Source organism: Nocardia sp. NPDC051463 (genome assembly GCF_040681975.1).
Taxonomy (GTDB): domain Bacteria; phylum Actinomycetota; class Actinomycetes; order Mycobacteriales; family Mycobacteriaceae; genus Nocardia.
The window spans coordinates 40,433-62,720 of sequence record NZ_JBFBAB010000015.1 but is presented as its reverse complement, the minus strand read 5'-3'; the positions used below and the strand labels follow the sequence as shown (position 1 = coordinate 62,720).

Genomic DNA, 22,288 nt, shown 5'->3' with positions numbered 1-22,288 from the left:
GTCTGCTCGGTCACGATCGTGCGTTTTTATTGCACGGCCGCGGGGGGAAAGCTAGCCGGAGGTGGTGAGCCCGGCCAACGCGGGGAGGTCTTCGGGGGTCTTCAGGGCCAGCGTTGGCGTGCCCTTCAGTTCCCGTTTGGCAATGCCGACGAGGGTGCCCGCCGGCGGCAACTCCGCCACTGCCGAAACACCGGCTTGCCTGGTCGTTTCGGTGCACAGATCCCAACGGACAGGCCGCGTGACCTGCGCCGCGAGCTTAGCGATGGCGTCCGCTCCCGAGGCGACCGGCTTGCCGTCGAAGTTCGACAGTAGGGTCCGGGTCGGCTCGTTCGGGGTGATCTGACTTATGGCCTCCGTCACAGCATCCTGGGCCGGGCCCATGAAAGCGGTGTGGAAAGCCCCCGCGACGGGCAACGCACGCACCCGAGCCTTCTCCGGTGGGTTTGCGGCGAGTTCCGCCAGGGCGTCCAGTCGACCCGCGGCCACGATCTGACCGACCGCGTTCCGGTTGGCCGGAACAAGGTCGAGCTCCGCGAGCCGTGCGAGCACGGCAGCCTCATCGCCGCCGAGCACCGCGGACATACCGGTCGGCTCCAGCGCGCACGCCTTGGCCATCTCCGCACCACGGATGGCGGCCAGGGTGACCGCCTCGTCCGGGGTGATGACCCCGGCGACGGCGGCTGCGGCAAGTTCGCCGACCGAGTGTCCGGCGACGATCGTATCCGCCGGAAGTGAACTCGGGTCGATTTCCGCGAAGGCGAGCAGCGCGGCGGCGACGACGAGCGGTTGGGTAATGGCAGTGTCGGTGATCTCCTCGGCCGTCGCGGTGGTACCGAGACGGATCAGATCCAGGCCTGCGGCCTTGGACCAGAGGGCGAGTCGATCTGTCGCGCCGGGAAGGTCGAGCCAAGGCGCGAGCATGCCAGGTGTCTGGGACCCCTGTCCAGGGGCGAACAACGCGATCACATCTCTAAGAAAACACTGTGAGGCAGGCCGCAGGAGATGTCGACGCGAATGAAGCTTGCGGTGACCTTTTGTGGGACTCCCACAAAAGGCCACGTGGGTTGTGCCGATCGAACACGTCGCGCGATCCGTTACAGGCCCTCGTTACCCGATACGAGGTGAGTTGCCTCTGGGGTAGGTGTTGACGATTCGTTACGGGTTCGTGTCAAACGACCCACTGTGGATGCGATCCGGAGTACATAAGCGTCCCGCGGATTCATCGGATCTCGTCCGGTGACTTCGGCAATCCGTTTGAGGCGGTAGCGGACGGTATTTGGATGAACGTACAGCTGACGGGCACACGTCTCGACAGCGCCACCGCAATCCAGATAAGCATCGAGAGTGTCCGCCAGCGACGAACCCGCCGCGGCCAACGGTAGGACAACATACTCGTTCAGCGCGTCTATCGCACCTCGATCACCGAGCAGTGCGCGTTCGGGCAACAATTCCGTCGCGTGCACGGGTCGAGGCGAACCCCGCCAGCCCACGACGGCCTCCATGCCCGCCAGAGCTTCGACCGCGCTCGCATGCGCCGCACCGAGGGTCCGGGTGGTCGGCCCGATCACCACCGGCCCATCGGAGAACACCTCGGCGAGCAGGTCCGCGAGGAACGGCGATATATAGGAGCTGTCACCGAGATGGCCGCTGACCACCATCACCAACCGCGAACCCTGGACAACGGCCAGCGCCGCACGACCATGCCGGGCGGCGATGGTGTGCACCGAACCGACCATGCCGACGCCCTGATCCCCCGGCGGGGTCCCGACCAGCACAGTCGCGGGTGCGGTGGCGTCCCAGTTCAACGTCGCGGCCCTCGACAGCATGTCCGGGCCGGTATCGCCGCGCACGACGGCGTCGACGACCAGCGCCTCGAGGCGGGTGTCCCAGGCGCCGCGGGATTCCGCGGCGCTCGCGTACACCGAGGCGGCGGCGAACCCGAGCTCACGCCCGTACCGCAACACCGCCTCGGTGAGCGCGACGAGCTGCCGATCATTGCGCGCGAGCGCGGGCAGCCACTGTTCGAAGAACTCCATGGCCACGCGGACCATGTCCACGGTCTGGCGCAGCGTCAGCCGCCGCGCCAGATCCTGTGGAATCACTTGGAAGGCATCCAGACTGAACCTGATGTCGCTGTCGGGATCCTGCAGCCACTCCAGGAAGTTCACCACCGCGGTCTGCACCAGCATCTGGACACCGGCGCGCTGCGCGGCATCCAGATCGGCGAAGAACGGCAACCGATCCTGCATCGACCCCACCGCCTCGGTGGAGAGTCGACCGGAGAACTGCTTCACACGTTTGAGCAACGTGTCGGGCAGCGGGTCCCTGGTTTGCCGGTTCGGGGAGAGCGCGCCCGTCGGCAGATACACCTCGTGCTCGGAAGAGCCTTCGGAGATCCGTCTCGGCCGCGGCGGTTTACGGTCCACCATCCAATCGTCCGCTACTCGCCGTCGCCGTCGCCGCTTGCCACCGACTTCGGCGCGGCGTCCACATCATCGATGCGGTATTTCGCGGCCGCTTCGGTCAGTCTGGCGGCATCGATCTTCCCCGCCCGGACGAGTCCGGCCAGCGCCGCGACCACGATGGACTGCGCGTCCACATTGAACACGCGACGCGCGGCGGGCCTGGTGTCGGAGAACCCGAAACCATCGGTGCCGAGGGTGGTGAAGTCACCGGGCACCCACTGCCGGACCTGATCCGGCACCGCACGCATCCAGTCCGTCGCGGCGATGATCGGACCCTCGACCGCAGCGAGCGCCTGCGTGACGTACGGGACGCCGACATCGATACCCGGGCTGCGCAGCTTCGCGATTTCCTTGCCGAGCGCCTCCTTGCGGAGTTCGCCCCACGACGTCACCGACCAGACGTCGGCCTGCACACCCCACTCCTCGGCAAGCAGCGCCTGTGCACGCAAACCGTCCGGCACGGTGACGCCGGAGACGAGGATCTGGGCGCGCACATCGCCCGCGGCACCACGCTTGTACAGGTAAATACCCTTGAGCAGACCCTGGATATCGAGGTCGTCGGGTTCCGCCGGCTGCTGGTAGGGCTCGTTGTACAGGGTGATGTAGTAGAAGATGTCTTCGCCACCGAAGCCGCCGTTGGGCTGCCCGCCATGCGAAACGGCGCCCGGTACCGCGCCAGGCCCGGCCTCCGGCGTCCCGCCGCCGTACATCCGGCGCAGGCCATCGCGCACGATATGCGCGAGCTCGAACGAGAACGCGGGATCGTAGGTGACAACGGCCGGATTGGTCGAGGCCAGCAACAGCGAGTGGCCGTCGTTGTGCTGCAGGCCCTCACCGGTCAATGTGGTTCGCCCGGCGGTTGCTCCGAGCACGAATCCGCGCGCCAATTGGTCCGCCGCCGCCCACAGACCATCACCGGTGCGCTGGAAGCCGAACATCGAGTAGAAGATGTACAGCGGGATCATCGGCTCGCCGTGGGTCGCGTACGAGGTGCCCGCCGCGGTGAACGACGCGGTCGATCCGGCCTCGTTGATGCCCTCGTGCAAGATCTGCCCGATAGAGCTCTCTTTGTAGGCAAGCATCAATTCCGCGTCGACCGATGTATATAGCTGGCCGTTGCGGTTGTAGATCTTCAACGAAGGGAACCACGAGTCCATACCGAAGGTGCGGGCCTCGTCGGGGATGATCGGCACGATTCGCTTGCCGATCTCCTTGTCCCGCAGCAGCTCCTTCATGAGCCGAACCAGCGCCATGGTGGTGGCCACGTTCTGCTTGCCAGAACCCTTGCGGACCGACTTGTATGCCTCGTCGCCGGGAAGTTGCAGAGGCTTTGCCGCGGTGCGCCGCTCGGGCAGGAAGCCGCCGAGCGCCTTGCGCCGGTCCAGCATGTACTGGATCTCGCGCGCCTCCATGCCCGGGTGGTAGTACGGGGGCAGGTACGGATCCTTCTCCAGCTCGGCATCGCTGATCGGAATCCGCTGGAGGTCACGGAAATCCTTGAGGTCCTGGAGGGTCAGCTTCTTCATCTGGTGGGTGGCGTTGCGGCCTTCGAAGTGCTTGCCGAGGGTGTAACCCTTGATGGTCTTGGCCAGGATCACCGTCGGCTGACCCTTGTGCGCCATCGCGGCGGCATAGGCGGCATACACCTTGCGGTAGTCGTGACCGCCGCGCTTGAGGTTCCAGATGCTTTCGTCGGACATGTCCTGGACCAGCGCCTTCGTCCGCGGGTCGCGGCCGAAGAAGTGATCGCGGACGTAGGCGCCGTCGTTGGCCTTGTAGGTCTGGAAATCGCCGTCGGGTGTGGTGTTCATCAGGTTCACCAGCGCGCCGTCGCGGTCGGCGCCGAGCAGCGCGTCCCACTCACGGCCCCAGACCACCTTGATGACGTTCCAGCCCGCGCCGCGGAAGAACGACTCGAGCTCCTGAATGATCTTGCCGTTGCCACGCACCGGCCCGTCGAGGCGCTGCAGGTTGCAGTTGACGACGAAGGTCAGATTGTCCAGGCCCTCCATCGCCGCGACGTGCGCGAGGCCACGCGACTCCGGCTCGTCCATCTCGCCGTCGCCGAGGAACGCCCACACATGCTGATCGGAGGTGTCCTTGATGCCGCGATCGTGCAGGTAGTGGTTGAATCGCGCCTGGTAGATGGCGTTCATCGGGCCGAGACCCATGGACACCGTCGGGAACTCCCAGAAGTCGTTCAGCAGTCGGGGATGCGGGTAGGACGGCAGACCGTGACCCGGTCCGCCGTGGCTGTACTCCTGCCGGAAGCCGTCCATCCGATCGGTGCTGAGCCTGCCCTCGAGGAAGGCGCGGGCGTAGATGCCCGGGGACGCGTGACCCTGGATGAAGATCGAGTCGCCGCCGCCGGGATGGTCCTTGCCGCGGAAGAAGTGGTTGAAGCCGACCTCGTAGAGCGCCGCGGAGGACGCGTAGGTCGAAATATGGCCGCCGACACCGATTCCCGGGCGTTGTGCGCGATGCACCATGATCGCCGCATTCCAGCGGATCCAGGCACGGTAGCGCCGCTCCACCTCCTCGTCGCCGGGGAACCACGGCTCGTTCTCGGTGGGAATCGTGTTGACGTAGTCGGTCGAGGTCAAAGCGGGGATGGCGACCCGATGCTCACCGGCACGTTCCAACAGCCGGAGCATCAGATAACGCGCACGGCCCGGGCCTTCCCGGTCGAGCATCTCATCGAACGATTCGAGCCATTCGGAGGTCTCCTCCGGGTCGATGTCCGGTAGGTAGGACGCCACCCCTTCGCGGATCACCCGGACACGGCCGCCTGCCGGCGCGGCAGGCGATCCGTGCGGATCGCTGCCTAGGACAGGGGCGGTCTCGGAGTTCGGCACAGCGGATTTCGCTGCAGCGGAAGAGTGGATCAGGTCGGTCAAATCTGCTCCTCGTACAGGGGGTGGACATGTGATGGCGTCGGTTTCCCCGGGCAGGCACGCATGGTTGGCGGACTGCCCGCTTCACGAAAGTTTCGGGCGCACCTCCATCCTTGCGGATGATGTGTCCCAGGTCATCATGTCAGCAGCAAATCCAGTACCGTTCTGCAGGGAACGTGAGTCGAGACCGCCGTAGTACAACCGGAGCGGGGAGGACGATGAAGGTGCTGGACCCACGCGGGTTCGGATTGGTGTGCGCGACCTTCGCGGTCGTCGCCGGATTGACGATCGCGGGTTGCGCGAATCGGGTGGAGGGAGTCGCGAATCCGAACGCTGCAGACCTAGCGGCATACAAGACCGAGGCGGCCTCCTCTTCGGCCGCGGCCACCTCCTCACGCAAGGCTGCGGCACAAACGCAGGCGATCAACGACAACTGCGGGCAATTCCCCAGCACCACCGGTGTCGGCGTTTCGAAGTACAACGACTTCATCAACGCACACGACTCCAACGCGCCCGACTACGCGAGCAAGCGCGATACCGCCGCGTCGACCCTCGACGAGGCGGCCGAACGGGTCGAGTCCGGAGTGAACTCCGCGAGCGACTCGCTACCGTCGGACCTGGCGGCGAAATTCACCGAATACGTCGCCGCCGCACGGCTCCTTGCCTCCGAGACCCGCAAGATGACCTACACCGCACCGGTCGGACCGCTCAACGACGCGAGCAGACGGGTCAACGACGCACGCAACGCCGTCCGTGAGGCTTGCCCGAAACGCTGAATCGAACAGGAAAACCGGCTCGCAACGATCTTGTCACCCGACATTCGACGGGTATTTCGTCCGATCAGCTTGCGCTCGAGCCGATAACCATGTTCGCTTGCAACTACCTATTGTCTGGAGTTGAGGAGGACACCACCGTGGTCGCCGCGGCGGACGCGCAGAACTACGCTCAGAAGCTTGGCATTATTCACGGCATGGTTGTCCAGGAACTGGGCTGGGACGAGGACACCAACGACGACCTGCGAGCCGAGATCGAAGAAACCATCGGCAGCGAGCTGCTCGACGATTACTCCGATGAGGTCATGGACGTCGTGTTGCTGTGGTGGCGCGACGGTGACGGGGATCTAGTGGATGCCTTGATGGAAGTCACCGGGCAGTTGTCGGACGACGGATTCGTCTGGGTGCTGACCCCGAAGACCGGAAATTCGGGGCATGTCGATCCCAGTGAGATCGCCGAGTCCGCACCGCCCGCGGGCTTCACGCAAACCTCGGCTATCAGTCTCGGGGATTGGGCAGGCAGCCGCTTGGTGCAGCCGAAAGCGCCCTCGAAACAGCGCTGACCGGTCTTTCGCTATGGTTTCGCCGGGCGGCCTTCGTGCCGCCCGGCGCAAGCCCGACTCGATGGAGGATTCGCGATGCCACGTGAGGTTGGCCCACTCGAGGTCGGCTCTGCCGCACCGGATTTCACACTGAAGGACCAGAACAACCAGGAAGTCACGCTCTCGGACTTCCGCGGCAAGAAGAACGTGCTCATCGTCTTCTACCCACTGGCGTTCACCGGGATCTGCCAGGGTGAGCTGTGCAAGGTCCGCGACGAGCTACCGAAGTTCCAGAACGACGGCGCCGAGATCCTCGCGATCTCCGTCGGCCCCCCACCCACCCACAAGATCTGGGCGGCCGAACAGGGCTATGTCTTTCCCCTGCTGTCGGACTTCTGGCCACACGGCGCCGTAGCGCAGAACTACGGAGTCTTCAATGAGAAGTCCGGCTACTCCAACCGCGGCACCTTCGTCGTCGACAAGGACGGAATCATCCGATTCGCCGAAATGAACGGCCCCGGAGAGCCCCGTGACCAGGCGGCTTGGGAGAAAGCGCTCGCCGCGCTAGATTTATGAACCGTTGCCGTCGGATCTCCGGCGAGCACGGGCGTATAGCTCAGCGGTAGAGCTCTGGTTTTACACACCAGCGGTCGGGGGTTCGATCCCCTCTGCGCCCACAGTTGAAGATGCAGGTAGGAAGCGATTGTCACCAAAAACTCCGTTGCTCCACGCACCTTCCGTGGAGCAAACATGGAGCAGGGCACGGCGGAGTCACAAGGAAACCAGTAGCTCGACTGGCCACGGCGCCGGCAAACTCTGGTTAGGGACACTCGGACTGTCTGCCGTGGCGTTGGCCGAACTACAGAGCAGCCCGGCACAACCTCCATCTGCGCCAGTTCGGCGGTGGTGAGAGTGCAGACATTCGCCCGGCCCCATCATCTGACAGATCTCGGTGAACATGGCCAGGCCGCTGGTGTCGTTGACACCGTCGTGCACTAGTTCCGCGAGGCGCCGTGGTGCGTCCGCTGTGGCGCCTTCAAGCCGTCGGTGCGGCGCCAGGCACGACCAATCCATGGTTGGACGATACTGTCGTCACAGGACGCAGATGGAACCACGGCCTGCCCGGTCGTGTCCAACTGGGCATGACTAATCAGGATGATGAAGTTCCGCAGATTTCACTCCCCCTGCCTCCATACCTGGAACCCGAAGATCCGGGTTCAGCTGGAGATATCCGGACATACCGTCGTGAACTTGAGTGGTTGCATCGTGACGACAGCAAGTCGACTGGGCAGACGCCGACGAGTTCATGATCGGCTACGGACGTAGATTGACTACGGCTCACATCGTGTCGACATGCTCAGCACCATCGTCGATGGGGGCTCCGCCTGTTTGACGGAGCTCGCCGCCGATTTTCCGCGCCAACGACCATGTAACCAGCGCCGCCTCCGACAAAGGCAGAGTATGAAGTCGCCGCGACCACGGAAACATACTTTATAGGTGGAATTTCGTCCTGTTCCCCGAACGCACCGAGGTGCTGGGTTTCAAGTGATACGACACCGCCAACTGTGAACTACACCACAACAATGGCCGGGGTGCCGAGGCTTGCGTCCGCTCGGTCCGGCCTGCTGCGCAACCGGATACCGCAGCACGACACGAAAAACGAAAGCCCCCATGTTCCCAGATCGCGAACAGTTCTGAGCCTCAGTCGTTTCCGCATCGCGTATCCAGAGGTCGCTATGAGTGAATCCGCCCATGCGCCTACTAAGATTGCTCCCAGTCGGCCAGTGTTGAACCGGGGGAACCCGATTCGGCCGATCACCTTGCTTCGGCGGCTTCATGCGTGAGCGCGACAGCCGGGGCCTCTCCGATGGGTTCGGGGTGGTCTCGCCCGTCGCACTCCCGTGGCGGGCCTCTACAAGGAGAGGAAGGCGCGTGGCAGATACGCGGCCAGAATCGAACACAGCACCGCCCCAACGGCATCGGATCAATATCCATGCCGTGTACGACGCACTGACGTGGGTTCGCACGGGTGTGACCGTCTACTCGCTGCTGGCTGGAAGCAACACCGCCAGCTCAGCGACCAAGACGATCACCGAGCTGGCGGTGCAGGCACTAGCGGCGATCCTCGGCCTAGACAACTGAGATCGCGCAGCTAGCTGGACGGCCCCGGATGGCACTGAGCCTCCGGGGCTCGTTCTTAATAGCTGATCCAACTTGGACCAACTTGGACCAAATTCTACCTACAGATTCTTGAATGTTAGAAAGTTGGAGTTCTCTTCCGGCTCACATGGGCCGTTCGAAGCGTTCGAACTCCTCGCTGGTGGCAGCCTCCACGAGCGCAACTGATGATTTCGGGAAGCAACACCGCGCCTAATCGGCGACTTTCAAGGCCAGTTCCATCAGCACCGCCGCGCCGGTGAGCAGGCCCGCGAGCACGGCAGCAACCGGCGGGCCCGTGGCAGTCAGGTAGCCGACGATCAGCCCCGACCAGGCCGCGGCGACCAACGCGAAAGCGCCACGGCTGCCCAGTAGTTGGACCCAGGGGATGGCGTCCAACCACAGCGGCGCGGCCACGAACAGTAGGAACCCGGTGATCAAACCCATGACCGGTCTGCGTCAGCCGGCGCACGGGACCAACAGCGGCTCATCCTCCGCCGCGGCACACCGGCAGTTTCCGGCGCAGTCGGTGCATGTCGAGTACCCGTCACACCACGCAGTGAGGTGGTGTCCGCGGTCAGGGTTCCATTCGTCATCGAGTGTGACCAGGTGCGCCATCGACGGGCCGCCCTGGTCATATGGGCGAGGCTCCATACCCGAATCATCACCGCACCCGCCGACAAGCCTGCCCGCCGCTCTTTCGCCCGGAAGCCCGTGCCGCCGACCGGCAAACCGTTGGCGCGCAACTATATACGTGTTCAGGTTCGAATCAACCATTGGGCGCCGATGCTATAGACACATGTGTTAATCTTCCCTTGACCTGGTCATTGACCGGTTTCAAACAGAAAATTGAGGCGCGACGGAGGTATCAGCACCGTGAGTCAGCCAGTACCGTTTCATCACCCGATCGTGATCGAGCCTCCGGACGCCGCCTCGTATCTCAGCCACATGGGCATCATGGTCCCGGACATCGCGGCCGCCATCGAGGCGGGCGATACCTGGGCAGGCAACATGACCAAACATCACCCGATCACTGCCGCTGGTCTCATGCGGTGGATCCATGTCGTCGGCACGATGCGCGAACGACTGGCCGTAACGAAGCTGTGGACCGGAGCCGATCCGAAAAATCGTCCCATCTCCCAACGAAAGGATGGGGCGTTCACGCTGTCCGTCGTCGGCGGCAACGAGGTCACTGGCATAATCGACCATCCCAGTGGCCCATCTGCTGCACGCCGCCGAGGGAGAGCCACCGAAGAGGCAGTGAACGGCACAGTGCCGCTGATCACCGTCCAAGCACTTCGCGGCGGCGCAGGCGACCACGACAGTGACCTGCGCAACCAGCCGCCACACGGACCTTGGTTCCTCGTGTACCACCGCGACACCGATGCTGTGCGTGTGGAAGTATCACTGCCGCTCGGGTTCAAAGACGGCCAATTCACAGGTTGGAAGGTGCGAGTAGTCCTCGATGAATGGAGGCCGGACAGTGACAGCGCGAGGCCGCGCGACATCGGGGGACAAGACGTTAACTTCGAGGTCGTCGAAGTCGGCTGAGGCGTATCTGGATCCGGACAGGATCCGGATCGCCCGTATGCGTCGGGGAATGACGAAAGCCGAACTGGCTCGGATGCTGTCAGTGATTCCCCGAACAATTACCCGATACGAAGCGGGCGAGGCGCCGCGGCATGTGGCCGCGGCGCTCGCGGGGGTGTTGGACTTCCCAGTCGGGTACTTCGATCGTGGTGGCGCGCCGGTGTTTGACTCGGACGAGGTTCGTTTCCGCGCTGCGCGGCGAGCTAGTGCTCGCGAATGCGATGCGGCAGTCGCGGCCGGTGTATCGGGCGTGGAGATCGACCGGTGGATCTCCAAACGGTTCGCTCTTCCCGAGATGATGCTGCCCTCGCTGGCCGGCAACGCCCCGAAGACTGCCGCGCAACTGCTGCGTGGTGTCTGGGGACTGGGAACCAAGCCGTTGCCGAACCTTGTGCAGCTGTGTGAATCTCGTGGTGTCCGCGTTTACAGCTTGCCGCCGTTTGCCGATGCAGTCGATGCGTACTCGATGTGGCGATCCGGTACACCGTATGTGTTCCTGGCGCGCCGCAAATCCCCAGAACGGATACGGTTCGACCTTGCCCACGAGCTCGGCCACCTCGTCATGCATGACGGCGAGCCGTGTGAGACAGCTGCCATCGAGCGCGAAGCTGACGCGTTCGCCTCGGAGTTCTTGGTACCGGCGGCGAGCATCGTTGAGTATCTGCCGTCGACCCCGTCGGTCGCGGATGTATTGACGGTGCGTAGCCAGTTCAAGGTGTCCGCGATGGCGCTGGCAATGGCAGCACACAAAGCCGACTGGATCAGCGACTGGGCCTACCGTCAGATCTGTATCGAGTTGTCCGCTCAAGGATTCCGGTCATCGGAGCCCGGCGGGATGCCGAACTATGAGATGTCTCGAGTGTTTCCACAGGTGTTCAACCGGTCGAGTTCGAAGGTCAGCGCCCGGGTAGTTGCCGAAGAGCTGGATATCCCTCTGAGCGATGTGCATGCACTGACGTTCGGCACCGAGTTGCGCGCCGCTCAAGAAACCGAAGTCACCAGCGACACAAGCCACAGCAACCCTACGGGCCGATACCGGCTACATGCGATCTAGCTGTGGTGCCTCATGACGTTGGTTCCACGGCGGTGACTGTCGACTCGAGTCCCAACACGCACATGGTCGCGTTCCTGCGCTGGCTGGTTCACGACACCAACCAACTACCCACGGCTGCGGTCATGGCAGGTTGTACACGCTTTGCCCAGGTATAGGGTCGACCACCAATCGGCCGGGTCAGGCAGTTCCTCTAACTCCAGACCGCGCGTCGGTCGCCCACACAGCGTCCTCACATATTCCGCCAGTCGGACTGACCGCCCGGATCCGGCCACCGGATAGCGTGCGCCCGAAGGATCTCGCCGGCATCGTCTCCACTGGCGAATGATTTCCGCCTGAGTTCTTCTCCAGGATCGCGGCGTAGGTCGCCATCCCGTGAACGTAGACGGCGGTGTGTCGTACCGATCGCGTCCCGCGCAGTCGATATAAGAACGTGCCTTACAAGGTCAAACGGCATGGGCGCTGTGCTGATCACGAAGTTAGCAGCTCGCCACCGAGCGTAAAACGAAAGTTTAGAGGTGTTTACTTCGCCAGCTCAGGGCACTTCCGGCTACACCGGAGGTCGACGGATCGGCGGCCAATCGTCAGAGACCGGAGCCTCTGCACCACCGGCCTCCGATGACGGAGCATGCGATAATCAGAGCGAGCTGGATCGCCGGCGCCAACCGACGATCCAGACTCATCCCTCACTGCATGCGGTTCAGGACAGCAAACCGATTACCGCGTGCAGCACTGCGGACGCCAGTCGGGCGGCGGTAGTTGCCTGGCTGGCGTCGGCGTCTGCGTGGAGCAGAATCATCGTCGAATCCAGGATCAGAGCACATACCGTGCACGTCTTGACGGCAGCATCCCACCGGTGCGCGCGGGAAGCCCGCTCCAGGTGGTCGGAGTCCTGCGGGCCTTCTCCATTCTCCTCGTTCTCGTCCACGGGGGACGATCTCCTTTCACTGGTGACGGCCGTGTTGACGGCCGCGACGGCCGCGGAACGCGACCGAGCCGAGGCTCGCTGCAAAGCGAGAGTGAGAGTGAGAGAAAACCAGAAGATCAAAGGAAGGCCCGGGTGGGCTCCAGGTATAGGGAAGCCGTCACAGCAGACTGCCCTACACCTTCAGCGAGGCGAACAGGCGCTTTCTTAGCGCCGGAACACCGACGTCAGTGACGGATTTCTACACCGCCTTCCTCGGCCTGCCCCGTTTTCCGGGGGTTGCAGACTCAAGGCCGAGCTTGATAAGGGTCGAGCGTTCCGCCAGGGGCCGAAGCCGCCTGTCTTCCGCCGCCAAGTGACGCAGGACTTTGTCGATGGCCTTTTCGTAGGTGCTGCGTTGCGCACCTGCGGTACCTACCTTCCACTCGGCGTCCTTGCCGAGAGTGGTGAGGACCAATGTGTTCTCGAAGAACTCGTGCACAAGGACGCGATTGCCCTCGACCTCGACTTCGCGAAGTGCATCGCGCCGCCAGGGGATTGACTCAGCCATCACGTCGATCACCAGCTCGGGCGAGACACCCGCGACGCGGGCCGCTGCCAGAGCGGTAGCGACGGTGTAGAGACCACTGGCCGCACCGTGAACGAAATCTTCCTTGAACGCGCTGATGGTCGACTCGCCGTTGGCCACATCTCGCCATCCCGGCATGTTCCTGTAGGCATAGTCGATCGTGGCGACGACCTCGTCTCCGACGGATGTCAGGGCGGCGGCCTCTCCAAGGCCATCGCGTAGTTGCCGCTGCTCGACGATGCTGCGGAGAATGTTTTCGCGTTGCTCAGGTGTGCGGTCTCGGACACCGACACCCGCGATATTCGCAGCGGTGTTGCGGACGGCGGCGGCGGCGTAGAGCGGATCGAAGCTTTGGCCCTTTTCTTTCGCCAATGCCCTGGCTGCCTTGGTGCTCAGGTATACGGACGAATCCTTGAAGAGGTCAGAATTCGACATCACGTACGACCCAAGCCGATTCGGCAGACTCGTCTTATCCATGACCGCGATCAATGATGGACTGATCGGTTTAGTACTGGCCATCTGAACAAAGATCGTGGACAGTACGTCCGGGTCGTCCTCGAATAGCATCTCGATGGTGACGCTGGCGTCGGCAAGCCGTCTGCGAGCCTTGAGCAGGCGTGGGTCCGCATCGTCGGTAAGGTCTCGCACCTGACGCCACGCCGCAGCGATCGCCATGTTGCGATGCTGCCCATCCTCCATTACAGGATTCTCTGCATCGGCGTAGATGGTCAGCTTGACCAAGTCCGAGCCCATCCCGACGACGCTCAGCTCTTCGATGGTCACCTGGTCCCGCGGCATCGCCACAGTCAACATTCCCAGAAACGGTCGGTCCGTCTCCAACAGGAAGGCTTCGATCTTCTTCCAGTGTGTGTCGGCCACATCGCGGTTGCCGGCCCGTTGGCTCTCGATATCGAAGTCGCGACGTTCAAGCAGACGATCGAAGTTGAGGTGCTCGCCGATCTCCTTCATGGTGGCTGTGAAGACGATCTTCTCCATCTTGCCGGCCCAGGTGCGAATCCCGTTCTTCTGAAGCTTGATTGGCTGTCCGATCCGACCGCGCAGAGCGTCGATGTCGACACTTGGTGCCAGCTGCACGCCTTCGGCATCGTCGCTCATATCGTCCTCATCGTCGTGCTAGCGGGTTCCGCGCCAGCGTGGACCGCAGGCGATGCCGGAGACTGTATTCCGCCGGCCTATATGAAGTCAATGAGCCTGGCGCGCAAGCAAAAAAAGGCCGGCGTAATTTTTCACAACGACCTTAGGTCGAGGCCTTAGGGCGACGCCTCTGCAACCAGTGGGACATGGTGCATCGCACCTAATCTTGCCAGCGCACAGGAGCTTTGGCACTGAAGTTCGGGCGCGCGCCTTCGGTTCGAGAATGTTGCAGGAAGCTACGCGTCGGCTATCGCTTAGTTCAAGATCGCAGAAACGCACAGATGTGCGTCGGCAATGTCCGGATCGTCCGTAACCAATGCACTGACAGCGGATCCCGAACAGAGCAGCGTGGTCATGCCGGAAGCCTCGCGGGCGACCGCCCCGAGGCGGGGAAAACCCGCCCGAGGCTCTCCTTGAGGCATCCGACCGAAGCAGCTGACGGCCACCAATTGTGCTGGAGGCCAACAAGGTCCCAACATATTCGTTGGCCGTCCTCGGACACGGACACATCACTGCGCCCGCTGAGTCGGTGACCAGTTCGGCTATGCCCAGGCAGATGCGACCTCCTGATGATGGTCAGCTAGCGCTTTCGCGAAGGGGCCTGGAGAGATCGAAACATCTTGAAGGCCAGCGTAACCCGGATAGCCCTTCAGAGCAGGTGCCACGACAACCTTCATCGTCGTCGGATCCACGGCGATAAGACCAGCGTCGAAGAGGCTGTGGATGTCAGCCCTCAGCAACAGTCCCTCATCCGGATCGTGGGTTCCGTGCGTGGCGAATGCACGCAAGTGAGCGGCCTCAAGAGCCTTGGCTGGACACGGTCCGGTGACCGCACAGACCAACCCGTCACGTTGTAGGAGAGATTCACGAAACTTGTCCTGCCCTTTACGAACCCGAACCATCGCAGTCCGGCGGCCCCCAGCAGGTGGGGACTTCTTCTCCTGCGGTACAGCGGGGACCAAGACCGAGACACGATCCAGCAGCTTCTCCAAGCCTTGAACATCGCAGCGTCGGGGCGATTCACCCAGGAGCGGCCTTCCATCTTCGTCAACAACGACCATGCCCTGCCCTCAGCCACTCCGCCGTCCTCCGATCTGCGCCAAGATGGATGGCTTAGCGTACGGACGGGGACCGACACATTCCCCGGATCGTCGGCGCCCCGAAGGCCGACCTCACCCGAATCCGGCTCAACAAGCAACCACGCTTGTGCTCATCAACCAAGCCCGACACCCCCGATCCATCACACGGTGGGTCCGCCCCAAACCGAACACACCAATCTCATGAGATAGAACAGCTAGCGGTTCAGCTCTCACCTCGCCGGCGCCCGCCGCCGTCGTCAGCAAATTCTTGGGGCGGGATTGCCACGTCGTGACACACTCGATACCTGTGTGAAGTACGGTGTGAAGTATGGCGTTGGACGTGGTAGAAGGCCCCTTCGGTTCAGAGCCAGTGGGTGAGGTTCCCCTGGCAAGTCCGCCACTGGCTCAAGTCCTCGCCCAAGTGCGGTTCTCGCAAGCTGCCCAGCTGTGGGACACCGACGACGAGACAGTCCGTGCGATCGTCACCTCCCTACGAGGCAAGTACCCGATCTTCAATAAGCAGAACGAAACCTCCATCAAGGTCGGACCTGCTGGCGTTGCGCCAGTTCAGGAACAAACGACTCTTTGGCAGCTCCACTCGCCCAATAAGGAGTGGATGATCAGCTTCAGCACTACCTTCTTTGCCCTCGCGACAGGGCACTATACAAGTCGGACCGAGTTCGTCGATCGCCTGACTTCGGCATGGGAGGCCTTCAGCGAGATCGTCAACCCGATCTATCACGAACGTATCGGAGTTCGGTACATCAATCGGATAGCAGATCCTGAGAAGATTGACCGGATCTCCAAGCTCGTCCGGCCTGAGATGGTCGGCGAGATCACCACTGACATCGGCAACGTGGCTCGACAGCACTCGATTGCCGAGGCCTCGTACGAGCTTGGGAATGGCGAAGGGTTTCAGGCGAGATGGGGACTCCTTCCTGCAGGTGCGGCGTTCGACCCGACAGTTCCGCCGGCTAGTTCTCGCAGCTGGGTACTTGATCTGGACTCCTACGTACAAACCAACTCCGGTCCATTGACCAGGCAGTTGCTCAACCAGCAGATCCGCCATCTAACAGAACGGACCTACCGGTATTTCCGCTGGACCGTCACTAGCGACTTCCTGGCGGAGTATGGAGGCGACGTCGATGCCCGCAATTGAGGGAGCTTCCTGGGTAGAGGACTTCGGCGGGGACTCTTGGACACGCAACAGCACACAACGAAGCACCTTCCACCACGCCGCCGCAACCTTCGGCACAACAGTCATGTTGTTTGCTCCCTTGCTCACGACAGCACCCAGCACTCAGGCCGCGCCTCTACAAAGCATTCAAATTACGGACCGAACTGCATCCGGCCTGATCGCGGTCAACCCACGGTCTAGCTCAACAGCGAACGAGCAGGGACCTGTCACTGACGCTCCCGACTCTCAGAGCACGGGCGAAATCGTCCGCTGGTTGCATCAGACGTCGGGCCTCACCTGGGAACAGTTGGGTCGACTGTTCGGAGTATCTCGACGTTCGGTGCACATGTGGGCGAACGGGGCGCGAATGAACGCTACCAACATCGAAACCCTCTACGAGATCACCGCCTTCGTCAGGGAGCATGACAGTAGCAACGCCGAGCAGGTTCGAAACGCCATGCTGAGTCCCAGCGCTGACGGGACTAGTTTCGCTGACCAGCTCCGCTCGCGCCGGAGCGGAGGATCCAGGGATATCTCAGGTTCTCGACACTCTCCTGATTTCTATCTTGGTGCACGTCATGGCAACGTCGCGGAGCCGTAGAATGCTGTGAGGGCACCTGCCCAGATCGAGAGGGGCGCAAAAGCTTTGACCGAGGTAGGAGCCGGACTGGATGGCACGGTCCCACATCTTGAAGAGTTCCGCCAAGGTGATGTGCTCGTCGATCTCACACAGCTATCCGTGCTAACCGATCATGACTGGGAGTCGATCGCGACACCCTGCGGAGTCGCGCTGATCAGTCAAACGTGTGACGTCGTGCAGAAAACCAGGACCTACGTTCAGGTCGCCAGGGTCGTCAAGATCGACGGCGATCGCAGCGGCCTTGCCCGCAAAGGTAAAATGCCTCGATATGCGCACCTTCCTGCCATCGACGACCAGACGTTCGCAGACCTAGAAGTCGTCGCCACAGTCGCAAAGTCAGCGATCGTCGGCCGCCCGATGAAGCGAGGCATTGGCAACGACGAGCAGGTGCGAGACTTCAGTGAAGCAGTAGCCCGGAAGTTCGGCCGCTTCGCCTTTCCAGACGAGGTAGTCCCCTGGATCAACAAGTTGGAGAACGCCGCCTACAAGAGCGCCGGCAAACAGGGCTCAGCCATGGGTCGCGTTCTCGACGACATACTTGAACTGAGGATCGAGGTGGGGAACGGATGGGACGAAGCACCGTACGAGCTGACCCTCTTGATTGTCGTGAAATCCGGCATCATCCCGGTCTATGGAGATGACGAGCTCCCAGACCTACCTGGAGCGCTGCAGAACTGGCTCCACACAGGTACGAATGGTTGCCGAACACCTCAACAGATCGCCGAACGGCTCAGCGCTACAACCGATCCCGTTGAGAAGTACTTTCTTTGGGACTCTTTCGCTGAGGCCTTGGCAGATTCCTGCACACCATCTGAGAGCACTGATCTAAGCATTAGAAACGCCGTGCTCGGCGGCGCCCTAACCGCAGAAGCCCTTTCCGCGGACGACCTGTCATACGCCCGCTACCGGCGGACTGAGCGCGTCGACGTCGATCACCTCTGCTAGCCCGGTGTGATACGTCGCGAGAGCAAGATCCGTTGTGCCAAGTCGCGGTGGGACAAACGTGCGCCGCACTGGAGTGACGTTCAGCGGACGACTGCCAGCTCCCCTACGACCCGCCAACCTCGTCAACCGAACACATCCTGCCAGCGCATCCACTTTCCGGCCGAGGCCAACGTATCGTTCTGGGCCGAAGCCGTATGATCCGATCTGATTTGGATGTCTATCAGCACTTTTAGCCGGTTCGAGGTGCGGGTTTTTCGCCGCGAATCGGCGACCCTTTCACCAACATTCGGCGCGGCCCGCCGGTAGCCGCCGCTAAGTGATTGCCACCTCGATGCTGGTGAGTTGCTGCCGACTGTCTTCAGACTCCGACGTGATCCGGTTTACCTGAATGACGCAGGTAGACAACGTGACTCGCGTGGGCACCTCCTTGTGCTTCACACTCTGACGACCATGCGCGGACCGCAGCAGCGGCGAGTTCTTTGCCCCTGGGTGGTGGCGCTTGCGCCTCCACCGGGCAGGCCCCCGGCCTGCCCCTTGACGCCCGCTCCTCCCGCGCAGAGGCTCCAAGGTCAAGGGTGGCCGCCAGGCCATCGCCGCTAGGCGACGCGACGCAGGAGCGCCCTTGAGGTTGGAGGGGCGCGGGAACACAATGCAGGCGCCATCCCCCAGGGGCACACGGCCGCCAGGCCGTGGTGCTCTTCCGCGGGCTCCGACCGCGCCACTAACGCACCTGGCTGACTCGCGCGCTACGACCTGAACACCGCTCGTAGCCGCGTGCGCCCTAGACCTCCGCCGACGCACACGACGTCACCACCGTCACCGTCTGCCAACGCAACCCACTCTCAAACCTTCCGATGCCCACCCAACGCAACCACTTCTTTTTCTCTCAACCATCACCCCACCCATCCCCTATTTGATCTTTGATTTCTGATTACTTCCCACCCCCACCCAGTTCGACATCTCATTGACCACGAAGTGGGTGATGAGATGTCGAACTGGGTGGGGGTGGGGAGTGAGCAGAAATCCCGCCCTAAACCGCAGCTCACGGGATGGGTGGGATGGTGGTTGAGAACGCGAAAAACCCGCACCCGTTTGTATGCCTGATTCGCTAGAAAGTCGCGCGTCTTTCGCGCCTCGACCTGCACCAAGATCGACTGCCGATCCACTGAAACCACGACGGGATCGCCCCTTCCTCGGCCGGATAGTGTGAGCCCGGATCGGCAATCGTTCAAGGGCGCTCCTGGCGTCGCGTCGCCTTCGGCGATGGCCTGCGGCCACCCTTGAGCGACCGCCGTTCCGGGCTCGTTTTGCCTGCGGAGGAAGGGGCCGGGGGAACAGTCAGGGAGAGAAGACCAGCCGAGAGGCTGAAGACACGAAGAAGCCCGGCCGATTTCTCGGCCGGGCTTCCGTGGGTGGTCGATCTATGCGGTCGGCGGCAGGTAGGCGCGCAGGTCGTAATTGCGGCCGTAACCGCCACCCTCGACAGGGCCGGCATACAGCAGCCCCTCCAGGCGCCCGCCGATCGCGACACCACCGGCGCGGGAGCGGCGTACGCCCGCGGCGATAGCGCGCTGCACGTCCCGGTCCAAGGTGATCGACCGCAGACCGTCATCGGTGTCGTCCTGAAGCTCCCCGGCTTCGATCTCGAGGATCAGCTGGGAGTCGATGACCGGGTCTCCGGATTGGGCGACCATTGGCTTGCGGTTGACCCAGTACAGCGGCTGTCCCTGGCTGTTGTGGCGATGCCGACGTACGACCGCGACGATTTCGCCGCTGACCATCGTGCCGATTTCGACATCGCGACCGAACGGATTGCGGGCACCGGCGCCCATCAGCTCGGCGTTGATCTGGTCCAGGTCGGTCAAGGTGTTCGTCATGATGTTTCTCCTGTGGTCGAGGTGGTGAAGGGATGAGGGGGCAGGCTCGCTGCCTGCCCTGTAGGGCTCTGCCCGTGGGGTGGTAGAGGCTCGTGGGTCCAGGGTGGCCGCAACGGCCATCGCCAGTCGGCGACGCTTGCGCCCTTGACGCGGGAGGGACCGCCGCACACCCTCCCGCACCACCAGGCAATCGGTCAGCGAACCAGGCTCAATACCTCCCCACCGGCGTCGTCCACCTTGGAGGCCGCGATGATCTGCGCGACACGGGAATGCGACAACTCGACCGCGGCGGCGATCCGGCGCGTCGACTCCCCTGCCGCACTGCGGCGCAGAATCTCCGCGTCACGCTCGGCGAGTGGATCGCTGTCCACTGTTGCGGCGTCGACTGTCTGCCCGCTGTCCAGCCCTGTCCCGTCGGTGTCCAGTCCCGTCCACTCGGTGTCCAGCCGTGTCGAATCGGCGTGAACCGCCGTCAACTCGTCCTCGGGGGTGGGTGCCGGGTTACGGGGAACCTCGATCAGCGCGGTCAGCCCGTGCGTGGCGGCCAGGCCGAACAGCGGTGCGGCACCCGCAACACATGCCGCGATCGTCGCGGGCAAGATCCGCTGGCCGGATTCCGCAGCGTGCAAGCCGTTTCCGACCACGCTGATGAGTTCGGCGGCGAACAACTCGCCCCAGAAGAACCAACGCGTCGCGCGGGGAATCTCGACGCGTTGGCGGCTACGCCGTTGCAACGAAACCAGGGCCACAGCGGACTGGACAATCGCACCGTCAACAAAAATGGGTCCGGCCCACGCTAGACGCGGTGTAATCCCGGCCATCACCGCCAGCTCGGTCAGCGCCGCGAACGACCACGCGAACGCTCCGGCGCCGATGACGATCGTCATCGCCAGCGCGGTCAATTCGGCGGCATCCATCCGGCCGCTTGACGGCCGGTGGACAGGCTGGACACCGGTAGACGTGTTCATCGTTCGTATCCCTCTCGGTCGGTTGACGCGGACCACGGGCTCCACGCCGGACCTGACCGACCCCAACGCCGCCCGGCTCCGACGGCCTCACCGGAGCGGCGACACCCGACCCGAACCAACCGAACCCAGAGAGGCCCGACCCATGACCACGAACAACACCGACACCCTGACCACCAAGCTCGACGCACTCATTGACCAGATGGCCTGGTGCCCCACCTGCGTGTACCCCGGCGCGGAACGGCCCGCCGCGCTCGATATCGGCGTGCCCTACGCCTGCGTCGCGTGCGGCGTCCGGTTCCGCATCGAGTTCGCCGACGCCGAGGCAGCGCCCGGCATCCTCCACAGTCGCGCCGTCCCGGCCGCCTGATATGTCCGACCAATCGCTGTCCGTAGGAAAGGAACCCGATATGGCCGGGAACAACATCCCGAGCCCCGACGAGCGCGAGCGCGCACAGCAGGCGCTCGATCTGCGCCTCGCTGGCGCGACCTGGGCGCGCGTTGCCGACAGGCTCAGCTACGCCGACGAGAGCGGCGCGAGGCACGCGGCGATGCGGCTGCTCGACCGGACCGACTTCGAGCTGGTGGCCGAGTACCGCGACGTTGAAGGCGCGCGCCTGGAGCGGCTGCTCGTGGCGGTGTGGCCCGCCGCCGTGCGCGGCGACCCCAGGCGGTGGAAGGCGCGCGCAAGCTCATCGCCCAGCGCGCCCGGCTGTTCGGCCTCGATATGGCCGTGAAGGTCGAGGTCTCAACCGTCGTCTCTGACGAGGAATTCGCCATGACCGCCGCCCGGCTCCTGAACGAGATCAGCGCGGGCGAACAGCGCCATACAATCGCCGCCGCCGACGATGCCGACGATTGGGCCGGAACGCTCGGCAGTTGAATCCCTTGCGGCTGTGGGGTGCTCAGCGGCTTGGCTGCTCTGCACCCCACCCGGAGGTGAAGGCGGCCCGGCCGGGCCGGAACCTAGTTTCGACCGCCCATAGGGACGCTGTAGGGACGCTAGCCCGATCAGGGTGCCTGCCGGGTCGTCCGCTTTGATCGCTTTCGGCCGTGTGGCCCGCCGTCACCGCGCTGGCTGCCGAACTGTTCCGAGACGGCGAGATCGGGCACCAGGCCGTGACCGCAGCGCTCGGGCTCCCGTCATCGGACATCGAGACCAGCCCGGTGCTGTCGATGATCAAGGCGGGCATGTGGAGCCCGCCGAAACCAGTCACGGCCTGAAACTCCCCTGTCGGTAGCGCAACGCGGGTGCGGCTGTGACCGGCCGAGACTACCCGGACAATGCCCGCCTGGCGTGGCGTCCAAGCTCTGAAATCTTTTCGGGCAGTGCGAAGTTCTCGCAGTCTGCGGATTGCCTGCCCGGCCGGGAGCCCGTCTCGAAACTAAAGAATCGAGACGGGCCGGTGAGGCGGTCGGGCCGGACCAATAACCGCAGCTCATGCTGTCTCAAAAATTGTTGCGCCAGTGGCGAACCGGTGCCTG

Annotated in this window: 21 protein-coding genes and 1 tRNA gene; 13 read left to right on the top strand and 9 right to left on the bottom strand. The window is 63.3% G+C overall.

Annotation, left to right across the window (positions count from 1 at the left end; genetic code table 11):
• Window positions 1-51: 51 nt before the first annotated feature.
• The 3 genes from AB0M74_RS20380 to aceE form a co-directional block, all read right to left on the bottom strand.
• Window positions 52-966: an ACP S-malonyltransferase gene (locus AB0M74_RS20380; protein ID WP_366527832.1), complete on the bottom strand. Its 915-nt coding sequence runs from the start codon at window positions 964-966 to the stop codon at window positions 52-54.
• 128 nt (window positions 967-1,094) lie between these two features.
• On the bottom strand, window positions 1,095-2,429 hold the full coding sequence (locus AB0M74_RS20375) for a helix-turn-helix domain-containing protein (protein WP_366527831.1): 1,335 nt from the start codon (window positions 2,427-2,429) through the stop codon (window positions 1,095-1,097).
• Window positions 2,430-2,440: 11 nt separating this feature from the next.
• Entirely contained in the window at window positions 2,441-5,239 is a 2,799-nt protein-coding gene (gene aceE / locus AB0M74_RS20370) for a pyruvate dehydrogenase (acetyl-transferring), homodimeric type (RefSeq protein WP_366527920.1), read from the bottom strand.
• A 338-nt stretch (window positions 5,240-5,577) separates the two neighbouring features.
• On the opposite strand from aceE, the gene AB0M74_RS20365 reads away from it, so the two are divergent.
• From AB0M74_RS20365 to AB0M74_RS20345, 5 genes are all read left to right on the top strand, one after another.
• The gene (locus tag AB0M74_RS20365; protein WP_366527830.1) at window positions 5,578-6,135 is read left to right on the top strand and encodes a hypothetical protein; all 558 of its coding nucleotides are present in this window, start codon (window positions 5,578-5,580) and stop codon (window positions 6,133-6,135) included.
• A gap of 137 nt (window positions 6,136-6,272) precedes the next feature.
• Window positions 6,273-6,695, top strand: coding sequence for a DUF3052 domain-containing protein (locus AB0M74_RS20360; RefSeq protein WP_366527829.1), 423 nt, complete (start codon window positions 6,273-6,275; stop codon window positions 6,693-6,695).
• 75 nt (window positions 6,696-6,770) lie between these two features.
• A complete protein-coding gene (locus AB0M74_RS20355; RefSeq protein ID WP_366527828.1) occupies window positions 6,771-7,250 on the top strand; it encodes a peroxiredoxin in 480 nt (159 codons plus the stop codon).
• 29 nt (window positions 7,251-7,279) lie between these two features.
• Window positions 7,280-7,351 (top strand) — tRNA-Val (locus AB0M74_RS20350).
• A gap of 1,255 nt (window positions 7,352-8,606) precedes the next feature.
• Window positions 8,607-8,816 (top strand): hypothetical protein, encoded by a 210-nt coding sequence (locus AB0M74_RS20345; RefSeq protein WP_366527827.1) that lies wholly within the window; start codon window positions 8,607-8,609, stop codon window positions 8,814-8,816.
• Window positions 8,817-9,044: 228 nt separating this feature from the next.
• Here AB0M74_RS20345 and AB0M74_RS20340 read toward each other — a convergent pair whose 3' ends face one another.
• A complete protein-coding gene (locus AB0M74_RS20340) occupies window positions 9,045-9,278 on the bottom strand; it encodes a hypothetical protein (RefSeq protein WP_366527826.1) in 234 nt (77 codons plus the stop codon).
• Between the two features lie 429 nt (window positions 9,279-9,707).
• Between AB0M74_RS20340 and AB0M74_RS20335 the strand changes: the two genes are divergently transcribed.
• Window positions 9,708-10,382, top strand: a complete 675-nt coding sequence (locus tag AB0M74_RS20335; protein ID WP_366527825.1) for a hypothetical protein — start codon at window positions 9,708-9,710, stop codon at window positions 10,380-10,382.
• Window positions 10,297-11,475 carry an XRE family transcriptional regulator gene (locus AB0M74_RS20330; RefSeq protein WP_366527824.1) on the top strand — a complete coding sequence of 393 codons (1,179 nt, stop codon included), beginning with the start codon at window positions 10,297-10,299 and terminating at the stop codon, window positions 11,473-11,475. Before AB0M74_RS20335 ends, AB0M74_RS20330 begins: the two co-directional genes overlap by 86 nt.
• 697 nt (window positions 11,476-12,172) lie before the next feature.
• On the opposite strand, the gene AB0M74_RS20325 is transcribed toward AB0M74_RS20330, so the two are convergent.
• The 3 genes from AB0M74_RS20325 to AB0M74_RS20315 form a co-directional block, all read right to left on the bottom strand.
• Window positions 12,173-12,400 (bottom strand): hypothetical protein, encoded by a 228-nt coding sequence (locus tag AB0M74_RS20325; RefSeq protein WP_366527823.1) that lies wholly within the window; start codon window positions 12,398-12,400, stop codon window positions 12,173-12,175.
• Window positions 12,401-12,638: 238 nt separating this feature from the next.
• Entirely contained in the window at window positions 12,639-14,081 is a 1,443-nt protein-coding gene (locus AB0M74_RS20320) for a DNA sulfur modification protein DndB (protein ID WP_366527822.1), read from the bottom strand.
• 581 nt (window positions 14,082-14,662) lie between these two features.
• Window positions 14,663-15,022, bottom strand: coding sequence for an HNH endonuclease signature motif containing protein (locus AB0M74_RS20315; RefSeq protein WP_366527919.1), 360 nt, complete (start codon window positions 15,020-15,022; stop codon window positions 14,663-14,665).
• A 505-nt stretch (window positions 15,023-15,527) separates the two neighbouring features.
• Here AB0M74_RS20315 and AB0M74_RS20310 point away from each other — a divergent pair.
• Together AB0M74_RS20310 and AB0M74_RS20305 are read left to right on the top strand one after the other, a co-directional pair.
• Window positions 15,528-16,358, top strand: a complete 831-nt coding sequence (locus AB0M74_RS20310; RefSeq protein WP_366527821.1) for a TIGR04255 family protein — start codon at window positions 15,528-15,530, stop codon at window positions 16,356-16,358.
• 625 nt (window positions 16,359-16,983) lie between these two features.
• Window positions 16,984-17,961, top strand: a complete 978-nt coding sequence (locus AB0M74_RS20305; protein ID WP_366527820.1) for a hypothetical protein — start codon at window positions 16,984-16,986, stop codon at window positions 17,959-17,961.
• A gap of 1,421 nt (window positions 17,962-19,382) precedes the next feature.
• On the opposite strand, the gene AB0M74_RS20300 is transcribed toward AB0M74_RS20305, so the two are convergent.
• Together AB0M74_RS20300 and AB0M74_RS20295 are read right to left on the bottom strand one after the other, a co-directional pair.
• Window positions 19,383-19,838 carry a hypothetical protein gene (locus AB0M74_RS20300; RefSeq protein ID WP_366527819.1) on the bottom strand — a complete coding sequence of 152 codons (456 nt, stop codon included), beginning with the start codon at window positions 19,836-19,838 and terminating at the stop codon, window positions 19,383-19,385.
• 194 nt (window positions 19,839-20,032) lie between these two features.
• A complete protein-coding gene (locus AB0M74_RS20295; protein WP_366527818.1) occupies window positions 20,033-20,806 on the bottom strand; it encodes a DUF2637 domain-containing protein in 774 nt (257 codons plus the stop codon).
• A 142-nt stretch (window positions 20,807-20,948) separates the two neighbouring features.
• On the opposite strand from AB0M74_RS20295, the gene AB0M74_RS20290 reads away from it, so the two are divergent.
• From AB0M74_RS20290 to AB0M74_RS20275, 4 genes are all read left to right on the top strand, one after another.
• Entirely contained in the window at window positions 20,949-21,173 is a 225-nt protein-coding gene (locus AB0M74_RS20290; protein WP_366527817.1) for a hypothetical protein, read from the top strand.
• Between the two features lie 40 nt (window positions 21,174-21,213).
• A complete protein-coding gene (locus AB0M74_RS20285; RefSeq protein ID WP_366527816.1) occupies window positions 21,214-21,540 on the top strand; it encodes a hypothetical protein in 327 nt (108 codons plus the stop codon).
• Window positions 21,537-21,686 (top strand): hypothetical protein, encoded by a 150-nt coding sequence (locus AB0M74_RS20280; RefSeq protein WP_366527815.1) that lies wholly within the window; start codon window positions 21,537-21,539, stop codon window positions 21,684-21,686. Before AB0M74_RS20285 ends, AB0M74_RS20280 begins: the two co-directional genes overlap by 4 nt.
• A 170-nt stretch (window positions 21,687-21,856) precedes the next feature.
• Window positions 21,857-22,027, top strand: a complete 171-nt coding sequence (locus AB0M74_RS20275; protein ID WP_366527814.1) for a hypothetical protein — start codon at window positions 21,857-21,859, stop codon at window positions 22,025-22,027.
• The last annotated feature ends 261 nt before the right edge of the window (window positions 22,028-22,288 follow it).

Coding starts and splice junctions, on each gene's coding strand:
- AB0M74_RS20330 (WP_366527824.1), top strand. CDS start 10,297: ATGAATGGAGGCCGGACAGTGACAGCGCGAGGCCGCGCGACATCGGGG.
- AB0M74_RS20320 (WP_366527822.1), bottom strand. CDS start 14,081: ATGAGCGACGATGCCGAAGGCGTGCAGCTGGCACCAAGTGTCGACATC.
- AB0M74_RS20375 (WP_366527831.1), bottom strand. CDS start 2,429: ATGGTGGACCGTAAACCGCCGCGGCCGAGACGGATCTCCGAAGGCTCT.
- AB0M74_RS20285 (WP_366527816.1), top strand. CDS start 21,214: ATGGCCGGGAACAACATCCCGAGCCCCGACGAGCGCGAGCGCGCACAG.
- AB0M74_RS20355 (WP_366527828.1), top strand. CDS start 6,771: ATGCCACGTGAGGTTGGCCCACTCGAGGTCGGCTCTGCCGCACCGGAT.
- AB0M74_RS20315 (WP_366527919.1), bottom strand. CDS start 15,022: ATGGTTCGGGTTCGTAAAGGGCAGGACAAGTTTCGTGAATCTCTCCTA.
- AB0M74_RS20300 (WP_366527819.1), bottom strand. CDS start 19,838: ATGACGAACACCTTGACCGACCTGGACCAGATCAACGCCGAGCTGATG.
- AB0M74_RS20290 (WP_366527817.1), top strand. CDS start 20,949: ATGACCACGAACAACACCGACACCCTGACCACCAAGCTCGACGCACTC.
- AB0M74_RS20340 (WP_366527826.1), bottom strand. CDS start 9,278: ATGGGTTTGATCACCGGGTTCCTACTGTTCGTGGCCGCGCCGCTGTGG.
- AB0M74_RS20310 (WP_366527821.1), top strand. CDS start 15,528: ATGGCGTTGGACGTGGTAGAAGGCCCCTTCGGTTCAGAGCCAGTGGGT.
- AB0M74_RS20295 (WP_366527818.1), bottom strand. CDS start 20,806: ATGAACACGTCTACCGGTGTCCAGCCTGTCCACCGGCCGTCAAGCGGC.
- AB0M74_RS20365 (WP_366527830.1), top strand. CDS start 5,578: ATGAAGGTGCTGGACCCACGCGGGTTCGGATTGGTGTGCGCGACCTTC.